Here is a 12613-nt window from a genome sequence, read left to right as displayed (position 1 = left end):
AGCAGTTCATCGCGGGCGGGGCTTGAAGGTTTTGCTGTCGATTTCCTTGCCCGCGATGTCGATGGCCGTCATCACGCAGGCGTCGGCCTTGACGTCGAAGACCGCGAACGAATGCTCATACACGAACGGGCCCGTTCCGGCAAAGGGATTATTTCGCGTGGCTGTGGGGCTCTGGTTGAGGCGTTTGGACCCGCCAGCCCCGACGATGATGCACGTGACGCCCTTGGGCGGCGTGGCCTCGCATCGCTCGTAGTCGTAATCGAACGCCGAGATCAACGCCGTGGCGTTGTACTTGGCCAGCAGCGGCAGAATTACCTCGCGGCACTGAACCAGCGGCGGCAACTTCATCTTGCCCATCATGCCCGAGGCGTAACCGGGAAAGTGGTTGAAGACAAAAACGAACTTCTCGCGCGAGTTCTTGAGCACGCCTTCGAGCCACGCCGCATTGGGCGAACCGGCCGCCCAGTCTTGTGCGCCGTCGAGGCCGATGAATCGCGCGTTGCCGATGACCTGCGTCCAGTTGAGCACTTCGCTATCGCCGGCCGGCGTCCAGAACGTCTTGTAGACCATGCCCGTGTGGTCGCCGCCGTCGGGCGCCAGGTACGTCGGCACCGTCGCCAGCACCTGCGCATACGGCGTGAAGTAGTACGGGTCCCAGTGAAAGTCCCACGTCCCCAGCTCGACCACCTGCCCGGCGTGCATGAACAACTGCGGCCGCGTCTTGAGCATCTGGGCGATCAACGCCGGGCAGAGCGTGATGTTGTTCGAGCTGTTTCGCGTGTTGCCCACGGCCAGGAATCGGAAGTTCTGCGGATCCGGTAGCGTGACCTCGAACGGTCCCTTGGCGTCTTCGAACGCGCCGGCCTTGCCGGCGATGGTGTACTTGAACTTGCGCGTGCCCTTGGGCAGCATCACTTTCAGGCGGTGGTAGAGGGCGGGTGCTGATGTCTCCGTCGAGGCGGCGCCGGCCGGTTCGAGGGGCGTTGCCGTGACGGTGACGGCCGCGGGCAGGCTCGTGCGGCAGGTGACGGTGAAGAAGTCCTCGCCGATCATGCCCAGGGTGGGTCCGCTGCGGATGGCAGGTTTCTGCGGCCCCGCGGCCAGCAGCGCCAGGGCCTTGGTGGGCACGCCGCGCGAGTAGCCCGCCGCGGCCAGGCCGCCGGTGACGATCAGCGTGTTGGGCCCCCTGACCAGCGCTGCGCTGTCGATGGGCAGGTAGTGGTACATCATCGGATGCAAAGGCCCGGTTATCGCCTTGCCGTTGAGCGTGCCGGCCACGTGCGTCCACAGCGGCAGGGCGCCGCAGTATTTGCCGCGGGCGTCTTGCAGGCTGCCCAGGCAGAAGGCCGAACGCGTGCTCTGGTCTTCAAACGCCAGGAACAGCATCGCCACGGCCGCGGCGTCGTCGACGTTGAACGTCACCCGCGCCTGGAGCTTGATCTGTCCCGGCTCGACCGTCGCCGGCAGGGCGGCGGAGTATGTCGCGCCGCCGTCGAGGCTGTATTCGATTTTGGCCGCGACGGGCGCGGTCTTGACGCCGCCGGTTTCGGCTTGCTGCTGATCCGGTCCTTCGGCCGCTCGCGCCATCGCCGCCGCCAGCATTACCGCCAGGGCCATATGGATTGTTCGCATGGGGTTCTCCGGATAAAGGCGCTGTGGAACGGTCAGGGACATGGCGGCTGAGACAACGGCCGCCATGGCACCCGATCGGCACGGTTGATCTAACCCGCCGCGGGTTCGCCGGGCGGGGAAAAGTCGCGGCGGAGGCACCAAGTATTTATCAAAGCCGTTGTTTGGCTTTGATAGATACTTGCGCTGAGCCAGGATACACGGCCCCAAATGAAGAAGTAATTCACACAACGAATTACTTCTTCATTTAGTGCCTCCGCCGCGACTTTTCCCCTCCCCGCGCCCGCATTGTGATCGCCGCCGGCGGAGAGTATCATTACCTTTTTGCAGGATGAGCTGATGTCGTCGGTTGAGCCGCCCATTCCCTCCCAGAGCCTTCCCCGCTGGCGCACGCTGGTGCGCGCGCTGGGGCACCGCAACTACAAGCTGTTCTTCCTGGGCCAGGGCACCAGCCTGATCGGCACGTGGGTGCAGCGGACGGCGCTGGCGTGGCTGGTGTATCGCATGACCGGCTCGGAATGGCTGCTGGGCGTGGTGGGTTTTGCCGGCTCGATCCTCACGTTCCTGGTGGCCCCGTTTGCCGGCGTGCTGGCCGACCGCGTCAACCGACGCGGCGCGCTGATCCTGACGCAGGTGCTGGCGATGGTGCAGGCCTTCGCCCTGGGCGCCCTGGCCCTGAGCGGCGCCATCGAGGTCTGGCACATCATCGCCCTGGCGGCCGTCATGGGGCTGATCAACGCTTTCGACATTCCGATCCGCCAGTCGTTCGTCGTCGAGATGCTCGAGAAGAAGGACGACCTCCCCAACGCCATCGCCCTCAATTCGTTTCTGGTCAACGCCGCCAAGCTGGTCGGGCCGGTGCTGGCCGGGTGGCTGATCTACGTCCTGAGCCCCGCCCAGACTGCCGCCGCCAGTGAAAACTACCGTGCCCTGGGCGAGGGGCGGGCCTTCCTGATCAACGGCGCAACGTTCCTGGCCGTCGTGGCGGCGCTGCTGGCGATGCGCGTGCGCCCCGGGCCGCCGCGCCCTCCGCGACGGGGCATCCTGCACACCCTGCGCGAGGGGCTTAACTACTCGATGGGCTTCGCGCCCATCCGGGCCATCCTGCTGCTGCTGGCCCTGACAAGCCTGCTCGGAACGCCCTACACCGTGCTGCTGCCGGTCTTCGCCAAGGATATCTTCCACGGCGGACCGGCCACCCTGGGTTTCCTCACCGCCGCCACGGGACTGGGCGCGCTGGCCGGCGGCGTGCTCCTGGCCTGGCGAACCAGCGCCCGAGGCCTGGGCAGAATCATGGCCGCCGCGTCGGTGCTGTTCGCCGCGGCCTTGGCGCTCTTTGCCCTCTCGGCGAACCTGTACCTCTCCCTGTCACTGCTGGTGGTGGTGGGCTTTGCCTTCATGATCCAGATGGTCGCCAGCAACACACTGCTGCAGACCATCGTCGACGACGACAAGCGAGGCCGCGTCATGAGCCTCTACACCGTCTGCTTCATGGGGATGATGCCTTTCGGCAGCCTGCTCAGCGGTTGGCTGGCCCATTGGCTCGGCGCCCCGGGAGCGGTGCTCGTCGGGGCCGGCGGCTGCGCCGCGGCCGGTATCGCCTTCGCCCTGCGCCTGCCCGCCCTCGGCCGCGCCACCCACCCCATCTACATCCAGAAAGGCCTCATCGCCCCCGACGGGCCAGGAACCCAACCGCTCCAGCACCGCCTGTAAGGCCTGAACCGCAATTCCGTCAGAATCACAGCTATTCTTAATAAGCGCACGATTGGAAACGGGTGGCATGGCGACACACGTTTTTGTTTCTCCTGGGTCGCCATGCCACCCCGGGCGACGGAATACATGGACACGACGTTCGATATGAGCCAAGATGCTCATGCTACATTTTGTCAAAGCCCCTATAAGAGGACTACCATGAGCGCACAAAAGGCGAAGGCGAACCGTAGGGGAGCACCCCAGACCCCCGCGATCCAGGGATTTGAGCAGGCGCCGACGGACGTACAGGCCGCCAGGGAATGGCAACCCGTCAGCGACCGAAGGCTCCGCGTCGGCATTGCCGGGTACGGCGTCTGCGCCTTCGGGGCGGCCTTCGGGTTCCAGGACCATCCCAACGTGAGCGTCGCGGCGGTGGCCGACCTGGACGCCGGCCAGCGGGCGGCGTTGGCCAGCGCCTGCCGCTGCGAAAAAACTTACGCCTCGTGCGAAGAGCTGATCGAGGACGATGCGATCGAGGCTGTCTTCATCGCCACCGACGCGCCCAGCCACGCGCGGCTGGCCATCGCGGCGCTCAAGGCGGGCAAGCACGTGGCCTCGGCCGTGCCGGCGGTCTTCGGGTCGCTTGACGACGCCGACGCGCTTTTCGAAGCGGTCAAGGCTTCCGGATGCACGTACATGATGTTCGAGACCTCCTGCTACCACCAGGACGTTCATTCGGCGCGGGAGATGTACCGGCGCGGGGATCTGGGTCGCGTGATCTACACCGAGGGGGAGTACTGGCACTATTTTCCCACGCCGCTGGCGGCCCACGGGGCGTGGCGGACGGGTCTGCCCCCGCAGTGGTATGTCACGCACTCGTCGGCGTACTATGTGGGCATCACCGGCGGCAGCTTCACCGAAGTCTCCTGCCTGGGCGCACGCAGTTCCATCGAGCACCTCAAGGCGGAGAATAACGCCTTCGGCAATCCCTTCGGCACGGAGGTGGCGTTGTTGCGAACGAGCGAGGGCGGCATGGCGCGGATGGCCGTGAGTTGGGACACGCCCGGCCGCGGCGGAGAGCAGGGGCGCCTCCGCGCGGAAAAAGGATCATACGACGGCAGCTTCTATGCCGAGGGCGCCGGCGAGCCTGCGCCGCTGATCGCGCGGCCGCCGCTGCCGCCCGGGCTCGCCGCCGGCGGGCACGGCGGCTCGCACGGATACCTTACCAACGAGTTCGTCGAGGCGATTCTCACCAACCGCCGCCCGCTGGTGGACGTGGCGCAGGCGTTGAACATGACCGTCTGCGGGATCGTCGCCCACCAGTCGGCGATGAAGGACGGCCAGTGGATGAAGATTCCGCAGTATTCCCTGCCGGATTGAGGACGTTGCCCTGGACGGGAGGCTGCGCTGGCTGCCACGTCCCCAGAAAGACAAGCAGGCTCTTGCCCAGGGGCTGCGCTGGGGGCAGAATACCGGCAGCGTTTGGAATAACGGTTGATCAAGAGCGCAGTATGAGGGGCATCAATGAAGCAATTGCGATGTGACGGGTGCGGGATCACTGCTCCGGCGGCCACCATGTTTGACGTGGGCGGCAAGATATTCTGCGAGGCCTGTTGCACTAGCGAGGTGGAGAGTTACCCTGCCGGCGAAGTTCCCCAGGGGCTGGTCCAGCCGGTTGTGGATACCACCGTCTGCGCCGTGTGCGGCGCAGATTTCGGATCGCTGGAGCTGCAAAGCGTGGCCGGGCATCCGGTTTGCGATAGCTGTTCGCAGCGGTTGCTCCATTATCCGCTGCCCTTGTGGGTCAAGGCCGCCTCACTGGTGGTGGCTGGGCTGATCGTCTTTTCACTGGCGACGAACTGGCGATTCTTCCAAGGATTCTTTGAGGCCCGGGCGGCAATCAAATGCCTCAAGTCGCCCCAGCCCGATTACGTCAAGGCAGACTCGATGGCGAAGGCGGCGGCAGGGCATGTTCCCGAGAGCGCCGAAGTGAGGGGCCTGGCGGTGGCCGCCCAAGCCCATCTGGCGTATTCCCGCGGCGTGCAAGCCGCTGAAAAAGGGGATTTCAAACTTGCAGCGGAGCTGACAGACCAAGCCTCCCAGGCCCTGCCGCAAGATTCCCGCCTTCGGGCCGACGCCTTGATCTACAGGGGAATTGACGCGATGCAGGAAGACCGCTCTGCCGCTGCCGTGGAGTGCTTCCGCAAAGCGCGCGGCGACTCGAACATCCCCGTCAAGGCGCTTGACGCGCTGATTCTGCGAGCCGAGGGCGGGGCGGCCTTCGATGCTAAGGACTACCCGGCATTTCTGGACAAGGCTCGCGCCCTGGAGCAACTCCAGGGCGATGACGCCAGCCGCGCCCAGGTGGCCTCGGCCTTGGCGTGCATGTACGCCCAGAGCGGACAGGACAGCTACAAGGCGCAGGCCCTTGCGATTCTCAATGCGCTGCCTGCCGGCAGCGATGATCCCCACCCCGACGAGTATCGCCAGCGGATCCTTCACCGCATCAACACGCGGACGATCATCAGCCGCAAGCAGTATCTGGCCACCGTCGGCGCCGCTTCGAGGCCGGCATCGAGCAAGGAGTAATCATGTTCTTCATTATTCCCGGTCCGGTAATCGCTGCCCTGACGTTTCCCGGAGTGATCGTTCACGAGGCGGCCCACCTTTTGTTTTGCCGCCTGCGCAAGGTGGCGGTGTTTGACGCCTGTTTTTTCCGCTTTGGCAATCCAGCAGGCTACGTCATCCACGAGCAGCCCGGGAATTTCACCTCGACGCTGCTGATCTGCATGGGTCCCTTCCTGCTCAACACCCTGCTGTGCGTGGCGATCTGTTTTCCGGTCATGCTGCCGCGAGAGGTGTTCGGCATCCATAATGGCAAGAGCTTGCTGATGCTCTGGCTGGGCATTTCGATCGGGATGCACGCGATTCCTTCCACCGGCGACGTGAGCACGTTGTGGCGCGAGGGATGGGCCGCGGCCCGACGGGGTAATCCACTGGGCATCCTGAGCCTGCCGCTGGCAGGCCTGATCGCCGTTTTGAACGTCGGGCGAGTGGTCTGGCTCGACGCTATCTACGGCGCCGCTGTCGGGATCGGCCTGCCAATGTTGCTGCTGGATTGGCTCTCGGCATAGCGGTGCGGTGAGCGGCTCAAGGCGGCCGCAAGCTTATGGACCTGAAACCCGAATCCACCGGCATCGCTATGCGCGGGTTCTGCGCCGGCGGATCAGGGCGGCGAGGGCGCCGGCGGCCAGGACCGACATTGTCGCCGGCTCGGGGATCGAGACGGTGTCGGGGCGCAGGATGTGGAAGGCGACCGAACCGTTGCTGGGCGCGGCTGTCGGGTCGACGTCGCCGGTGAGGAAGCCGCTTTCGACCAAGCCGGTCAGGTTGTAGTTATAGGCGTGATTGAAGCCGCCCAGTTTGCCGCCGCACTTGGCGTAGAAGTCTCCCCAGACCGGCGCGCGATCACTGTAGAACGTCCAGGTCATCGAAAACGCATCTGCGGCAGGGGCAAACTTCAGACCCACCAGCCCTTCGGGCATGTCGGGATTGCCCGACTGCACGGTCTGCATGCCGGCTGAATCAAGAGTGGCGCCAGTGAGGCCGGTAATGTTGGCGGCGCTGATGCCCTCGGAGGCCTCGATGATCAGGTGGCTGATCGCCGCCTGCGTGCCGTTGTGGCCGAAGGTGTAGGTGTACTTCCACGGATGCGTCGCATAGGACGCGTCTTCATTGGTGACGGTCCACGACATGCTGACGGTGTAGTTGACCCACTGCAGATTCGACGGGCCCACGGCCAAACCGTCGCTGGAATCCGCCGGGTATCCGGGGGTATACGTGAGACTGCCCTGGTACGTGGCGGCGCGAGCCGAAAGAGACACTGCGGCGATCACTAAAGATGCAGCGATAGCACATGCGTAGCGGTTTGACATTGAGGCTTCCTTCCTTTTTGCGGGTCCAGAGTGTCATCGTAGCATAGATCACCGGGGCGTCAAGATGGTTTCCGTCATTACCATAGACCGAGTAGCGAGTCCTGCTGCTTCCCGCAATTCGCTGTGAAAAGTACAACAAACTGCAAGGAATGTGCAATGTCCGGTCGACGGGCGAATTAACGAACGCCGCACCGCAAGCGGGTGCAGTGAGCACCCTCGCCGCTTGCGGTGGGGCGTTTGCTCTTCGCGGAAGCGTCATGAGATGGGTACAAACGCGAAGAATCCGCTTGCGGTGCGGCGTTCGTTTCTTTGAGAATACCGCACCATGATCATCGCCCATCACATCATTCTCACAGGGTACGGTCACTGGTTACCCAACGATCCGCGCGGAAGTCTCTCGCGCAGCGTCTACAAGGACAGCATCGAGTCCATGCGCACCTGCATCCGATACATCGAGTCCAACCCCGAGAAACACAATCTGCCCGCTCAGAAATGGGGATTCGTCACGAGCTATGACGATTGGCCTTTTCATAAGACCGCGCACTGACGCTCTACTCCGCTTGCTTCCCGAAATTCGCTGCCGGCTCTAATTCCGGACCGGTGGGCGAATAGAATTCGGCGATTCACGGGGGAACGCATACCAAGGCCCATGTGGCCAGAAAGGATCGGTGTACAAATGACGCACGTTAAGTGGATATCTCTGGGGTTCGCCACGCTGGCGATGATCGGTGTTGCAGGAATGGCCTGGGCGCAGGCCGACGCCGCGGCCAAAGACATCGTCGAAACCGCCAAGGCCAACGAAAACCTCACGACGCTGGTCAAGGCGTTGGCGGCCGCCGATCTGGTCGAGACCCTCAAGGGCGCCGGGCCGTACACGGTCTTTGCCCCGACGAATGCGGCCTTCGACAAGCTGCCGGCAGGCAAGCTGGACGAACTGCTCAAGCCCGAGAACAAGGCCGAGCTTCAGAAGGTCCTCAAGTGCCACGTGGTGGAGGGCAAGCTGACAGCCAAGGACCTTGCGGGCAAGGAAACGCTGAAGTCCTTGAGCGGAGAGGAACTCAAGATCAGCACCAAAGACGGCAAGACGATGGTGAACGACGCGACGGTGACGACGGCCGACGTTGAGGCCTCCAACGGCGTGGTCCACCTGATCGACACGGTGCTGATGCCCAAGTAGAGTTTCAGGCTGAGCTGCGCGAACTTCAAGCCGGTCCCCGAAACGGGACCGGCGTTTTTTATGGTTCCGGTCTGGGCAATTCGAGCATGGTGACGCGCATGTCGCCGTAGCGGCGCTGGCGCCAGGTGGACAGGCCGCCCAGGCCCGGCGGGACGGTGATCTTTCCGGGGGTTCGCAGGACGATCAGGCCGTTGGGGCTCAGGCGTGCGGCCAGCGGGGTCAGCAGGTCTCGGGCGATGTCGTTCCAGTCCCAGGCCCGGACGGTGTCGTAGGGCGGGTCGACAAAGGCCACGTCGACGGCGTCGCTGACGTCGGTGAGCCATTGCCCGATTCGCAGGGGCACGTTGCCCTGCCAGACGACGCTTCTTTCGGCGGCGCCTTCGAGGGCATCGATATTGCGGCGCAGGCAGTCGATGACGTCGGCGTTGTTGTCGGCGAAGAAGCACCGGCGCGCCCCGCGCGAGAGGGCCTCGATCCCGAGCGTTCCGGTGCCGCAGTACAGGTCGAGCACCACGCCGTCGTCGATGAGGCCGCCCAGCGTGTCCATGACGGACTTCTTGGCCAGCGACGTGATGGGTCGCGTCTTGGCCTGCGGCGGCGGGGGCAGGAGGTGTCGGTGCTTGTATCGGCCGGCGAGAATCTGCATGGGGTCCTTTCTCAGCAAGCCCGGGCCTGTTCGCGCGGGGGGCGCTTGGCGGTGCGGCGTTGTCCGCCCGGTTCATCTGCCTGATGCTACCGCGCGTGCGCGGGGGCGGGAATGTGAATTCCTGCGCGAACTTCCCGTCTCTGCGATCTCCGCGGTGAAATATCCGCGTTCAGGGACCCTTCTTGCCCAGGCGCGGGCCGAAGATCGCCAGGGCGCCGCCGACGACAATGCCGACGACTCCCAGGATGATGTACCAGGTCGTCTCGTCGCTGTACTGGCCGGCGAACTCTTTTCGCAAGGTCTCGCCGGTGGTCTCGGTGGCGTTAAGACCTAATATCAGAAACACGATGCCCCCGGCAAGCAGGGCCAATCCGATGATTCGCAGCACCATTCGGGTACCCCCCTTTCAGCAAATTATAGGCCGTGGATTGGTTGACTGGTTAATTGGTTAGAGTAGCCAGTCTGACGAGTTCAACGAACTAATGAGCCTGTTGTGCGAGTCCCAGGGCCGGAGCGATGATGTTGGCGACGTAGCCGCGTCCGGAGGCGGCGAAGTGTCCGCCCCAGTGCCCGAACCGGGCGTACAGCGGGTGCCAGGATACGTGGGTGAGGATTTCGCTGCCGGGCCCGTGGAGGCCTACCATCCCGGCGGCGGGAGCGTGTTTGCGATCGGCAGTTCCAAAGATGCAGGTGCCGATCCCGGCGATGAGCCAGTCGGCCACCGAGGAGCTGGAGACCATCGGACCGCGCACGGCGGCCGCGGCGGTTGTCAGGTCGTGGTTGGGGCTGATGGCCCCGGCGAGGAAAGCGGCGCCCTCGACGGTGACGCCGCCCTTGAGCAGTTCCAGCGCTCTCAGGGCCACGAAGGCCCCGCAGGAATACCCGATGACGTAGATGGGGCGGTCGGGTTTGCTGCGTTTGCATGCGGCGATAAACTCAGAGAGCTCGGTCGAGCGTTTCTCGAGCATGCGGCGGTCCATGATGGCCGGCAGCACGAGCCATCCCCGCCAGGTGCTGTGCCATGGCCAGTAGAGGAACTCGCCGCCGAAGCCCGCGTCGCGCAGGCCCGCGGCGACGGTGCGCTTGCCCCAGGCCACGCCCAGCCAGCGGATCGACTCGACGAAGATGACCAGAGCCTTGTCCTGGTTGCCCGCACGGTCGCGGCGCGCAAAGAGGTGCTGCAGCACGCCGGCGAAGACATGCACGCCCAACGCCACCCCCGCGACAGTAAATCCAATTCCAACGCCACTCATGTAATCTAATCCCACGAAAAAGGCACATAGCACTCTACCGCCCCGAAGTGCTTTTGTGAACAGGGAACCCGGGCGGGGCAGGCCAATCGCCTCTGGATTCAAACCGTCCCGTGTCGTGCCCTCGACTATTTGGATGCGATCGCCCTGCCCAGCCCGCGTCTTGGCCTTGTGCTCAAGCGTAGAAGAGGCTATGATTAACCGCCTTGCCGTTCTGGGGGCGCCTCATGGAGATAGTCAATGTGTGGAATCGCAGGCATCATCAATCTGGCGGGCGGCCCGCTGCCGGCGTTTGACCCGCGGGCGGTGCTTTCGGTCATTCACCATCGCGGACCCGACGACCGCGACTTCTTTCGCGATGGCAGCGTCTTCCTCGGCGCCACGCGACTGGCGATCATCGACCCCGCCCACGGCAGGCAGCCGGTGCAGGACGAGAGCGGCCGCCACCACCTGGTGATGAACGGCGAGATCTACGACTACGACCAGATCCGCTCGGGCCTGGTCGCCCGCGGGCACGTGGTGAAATCGCACTGCGACACCGAGGTGGCGGTGCATCTGTTCGAGGAGAAATGGCTCGACGCGCTGGAGGTCATCGACGGCCAATACGCCATCGCCCTGTGGGACTCGGCCCGTCGCCGCGGTCTGCTGGCGCGCGACCGGATGGGCATCTGCCCGCTGTTCTACGCCGTCGCCGGCGACTGCCTGGTCTTCGGTTCGGAGATGAAAGCGATCTTCGCCACCGGTCTGGTGAAACCGCGCATCGACGTGCGGAGCATCGACTCGGTGATGGCGTTGGGCTGCGCCGCCGCGCCGCGGGCGATGTTCGAGGGCATCCGCAGCCTCGGGCCCGGGCGCTATCTCGAGATCGTCGACGGGCGACTGCGCGAGGGCGTCTACTGGGACATCCCCTACCCCGACGCGGGCCAGTACGAAGACCGCCCCGCCGACGTGTGGGCGTCGGAGTTTCACGATATCTTCCAGGCCGCCACCTGCCGGCGCCTCAAGGCCGACGTTCCGGTGGGCCTGTACCTCTCGGGCGGCATCGACTCGGCGTCGGTCGCCGCCATGGCCAACGGGCGCGACGACGTGCGAAAGCGCGTCTTCACCATCGGCTTTCCCGAGCCCAGCTACGACGAGAGCCACCGCACGCAGCGGCTGGCCGAGGCGCTGGACATCGAGGTACACCGCCGCTTGTACCGCCAGCAGGACCTCGCTGCCGACTTGCCCAAGCTGATCTACCACGGCGAGGCGCCGATGCTCAGCACCGAATCGGTCCCGCTGATGTCGCTGTCGGAACTGGCCAGCCGGCACGTCAAGGTCGTCCTCACCGGCGAAGGCAGCGACGAGGCCCTGGGCGGCTACGAGTATTTCCGCTGGGAAGCCATGCGCCAGCGCTGCGGAGCGCCCCTGAGCGTGCTGCTGAATCTGTTCATGAAGCCGCTGTTCGCCTACTCCAGCGGGCGGCGCAACCCGTTCATCCCCCAGGCCGACGACACGCGCTACGCCCACTCGCTGTTTGGATTCTTCCCGTCGGTCATGATCACGTTCCTGTACTTCCGCGCCGTCCGCGAGATGATCTACACCCCCGAGATGCTCGCCCGCTCGGCCGCCTGCGACGACAGCGAACTGGTCAACCTGCCCCGAGAAACGATGAACCGCTGGGACCAGCTCAACCGCTCGATGTACGTCTCCAGCCGCGTGTTCATGACTAACCACCTGCTGGGCTCCCACGGCGACCGGGCGCTGATGGCCAACAGCGTCGAGGGGCGATACCCCTTCCTCGACCGCACGGTGCAGGAGTTCCTCGCCCGCGTCCCGCCGCTGATCAAAACGCGATGGACGTCGCAGAAATATCTGCTCCGCCGCGCCATGGCCGGACGCCTGCCCCAGGAAGTGCTCCAGCGAGTCAAGAAACCGTTCCTGGCGCCCTTCGGCACCCCCTTTGTCGGCGACGACGCCACCGACTACGTCCGCCACCTGCTCGAAGAACGAACCCTGAGGCGGTTCGGATACTTCGACCCCGCCTCCGTCGCGCGGATCGTCTCGCGCCTCGAGCAGTGCAAGGCCGGCATCGCCGCCGAACGCCAGGAGCCCCTGCGCCTCGGCCGAGCCGCCATCGAGCGGACCATGATGGGAATGGCCCTGACGATGGTGGTCTCGACGCAGGTGCTGGCCGACAAGGTCGACCGCGGCGAATACGCACCCCGCGCCGGAGGGTACGCCGCCACCGGCCGCGACCACGCATACGCCGCGCCCGCGCCGGCCAATTGACTCGAACCCGCCG

12 protein-coding genes are annotated in these 12613 nt (G+C 64.9%); 7 read left to right on the top strand and 5 right to left on the bottom strand.

The annotated features are described in order from the left end of the window. Positions 1-6: 6 nt before the first annotated feature. Positions 7-1632, bottom strand: a complete 1626-nt coding sequence (locus ABFD92_17680) for a hypothetical protein (GenBank protein ID MEN6506370.1) — start codon at positions 1630-1632, stop codon at positions 7-9. 336 nt (positions 1633-1968) lie between these two features. On the opposite strand from ABFD92_17680, the gene ABFD92_17675 reads away from it, so the two are divergent. From ABFD92_17675 to ABFD92_17660, 4 genes are all read left to right on the top strand, one after another. Continuing rightward, positions 1969-3342, top strand: coding sequence for an MFS transporter (locus ABFD92_17675; GenBank protein ID MEN6506369.1), 1374 nt, complete (start codon positions 1969-1971; stop codon positions 3340-3342). A gap of 198 nt (positions 3343-3540) precedes the next feature. Then, positions 3541-4701, top strand: coding sequence for a Gfo/Idh/MocA family oxidoreductase (locus ABFD92_17670; GenBank protein MEN6506368.1), 1161 nt, complete (start codon positions 3541-3543; stop codon positions 4699-4701). Between the two features lie 144 nt (positions 4702-4845). Beyond that, a complete protein-coding gene (locus ABFD92_17665; GenBank protein ID MEN6506367.1) occupies positions 4846-5910 on the top strand; it encodes a hypothetical protein in 1065 nt (354 codons plus the stop codon). Positions 5911-5912: 2 nt separating this feature from the next. Further along, positions 5913-6455: a metalloprotease family protein gene (locus ABFD92_17660; protein ID MEN6506366.1), complete on the top strand. Its 543-nt coding sequence runs from the start codon at positions 5913-5915 to the stop codon at positions 6453-6455. Positions 6456-6521: 66 nt separating this feature from the next. On the opposite strand, the gene ABFD92_17655 is transcribed toward ABFD92_17660, so the two are convergent. Beyond that, positions 6522-7205 carry a PEP-CTERM sorting domain-containing protein gene (locus tag ABFD92_17655; GenBank protein MEN6506365.1) on the bottom strand — a complete coding sequence of 228 codons (684 nt, stop codon included), beginning with the start codon at positions 7203-7205 and terminating at the stop codon, positions 6522-6524. 376 nt (positions 7206-7581) lie between these two features. Between ABFD92_17655 and ABFD92_17650 the strand changes: the two genes are divergently transcribed. Together ABFD92_17650 and ABFD92_17645 are read left to right on the top strand one after the other, a co-directional pair. After that, positions 7582-7803 (top strand): hypothetical protein, encoded by a 222-nt coding sequence (locus tag ABFD92_17650; protein ID MEN6506364.1) that lies wholly within the window; start codon positions 7582-7584, stop codon positions 7801-7803. Between the two features lie 129 nt (positions 7804-7932). After that, positions 7933-8433 (top strand): fasciclin domain-containing protein, encoded by a 501-nt coding sequence (locus tag ABFD92_17645; GenBank protein ID MEN6506363.1) that lies wholly within the window; start codon positions 7933-7935, stop codon positions 8431-8433. Between the two features lie 58 nt (positions 8434-8491). Here the strand turns inward: ABFD92_17645 and ABFD92_17640 are convergent, their stop codons facing one another. From ABFD92_17640 to ABFD92_17630, 3 genes are all read right to left on the bottom strand, one after another. Continuing rightward, positions 8492-9079 (bottom strand): RsmD family RNA methyltransferase, encoded by a 588-nt coding sequence (locus ABFD92_17640; GenBank protein ID MEN6506362.1) that lies wholly within the window; start codon positions 9077-9079, stop codon positions 8492-8494. Between the two features lie 169 nt (positions 9080-9248). After that, positions 9249-9470, bottom strand: coding sequence for a DUF3185 family protein (locus ABFD92_17635; GenBank protein ID MEN6506361.1), 222 nt, complete (start codon positions 9468-9470; stop codon positions 9249-9251). Positions 9471-9558: 88 nt separating this feature from the next. Continuing rightward, complete coding sequence (locus ABFD92_17630; GenBank protein ID MEN6506360.1) at positions 9559-10332, bottom strand: hypothetical protein; 774 nt, start codon at positions 10330-10332, stop codon at positions 9559-9561. Between the two features lie 237 nt (positions 10333-10569). On the opposite strand from ABFD92_17630, the gene asnB reads away from it, so the two are divergent. Further along, entirely contained in the window at positions 10570-12600 is a 2031-nt protein-coding gene (asnB, locus tag ABFD92_17625; GenBank protein MEN6506359.1) for an asparagine synthase (glutamine-hydrolyzing), read from the top strand. The last annotated feature ends 13 nt before the right edge of the window (positions 12601-12613 follow it).

This window comes from Planctomycetaceae bacterium, from assembly GCA_039680605.1.
Classification (GTDB): Bacteria; Planctomycetota; Phycisphaerae; order SM23-33; family SM23-33; genus JAJFUU01.
This window is presented reverse-complemented; position numbering and strand designations above follow the sequence as displayed.

Bases quoted from the DNA above. Each gene is read 5' to 3' on its own strand.
- ABFD92_17680 (MEN6506370.1), bottom strand. From the start codon at position 1,632: ATGCGAACAATCCATATGGCCCTGGCGGTAATGCTGGCGGCGGCGATG.
- ABFD92_17675 (MEN6506369.1), top strand. From the start codon at position 1,969: ATGTCGTCGGTTGAGCCGCCCATTCCCTCCCAGAGCCTTCCCCGCTGG.
- ABFD92_17670 (MEN6506368.1), top strand. From the start codon at position 3,541: ATGAGCGCACAAAAGGCGAAGGCGAACCGTAGGGGAGCACCCCAGACC.
- ABFD92_17665 (MEN6506367.1), top strand. From the start codon at position 4,846: ATGAAGCAATTGCGATGTGACGGGTGCGGGATCACTGCTCCGGCGGCC.
- ABFD92_17660 (MEN6506366.1), top strand. From the start codon at position 5,913: ATGTTCTTCATTATTCCCGGTCCGGTAATCGCTGCCCTGACGTTTCCC.
- ABFD92_17650 (MEN6506364.1), top strand. From the start codon at position 7,582: ATGATCATCGCCCATCACATCATTCTCACAGGGTACGGTCACTGGTTA.
- ABFD92_17645 (MEN6506363.1), top strand. From the start codon at position 7,933: ATGACGCACGTTAAGTGGATATCTCTGGGGTTCGCCACGCTGGCGATG.
- ABFD92_17640 (MEN6506362.1), bottom strand. From the start codon at position 9,079: ATGCAGATTCTCGCCGGCCGATACAAGCACCGACACCTCCTGCCCCCG.
- ABFD92_17635 (MEN6506361.1), bottom strand. From the start codon at position 9,470: ATGGTGCTGCGAATCATCGGATTGGCCCTGCTTGCCGGGGGCATCGTG.
- ABFD92_17630 (MEN6506360.1), bottom strand. From the start codon at position 10,332: ATGAGTGGCGTTGGAATTGGATTTACTGTCGCGGGGGTGGCGTTGGGC.
- asnB (MEN6506359.1), top strand. From the start codon at position 10,570: ATGTGTGGAATCGCAGGCATCATCAATCTGGCGGGCGGCCCGCTGCCG.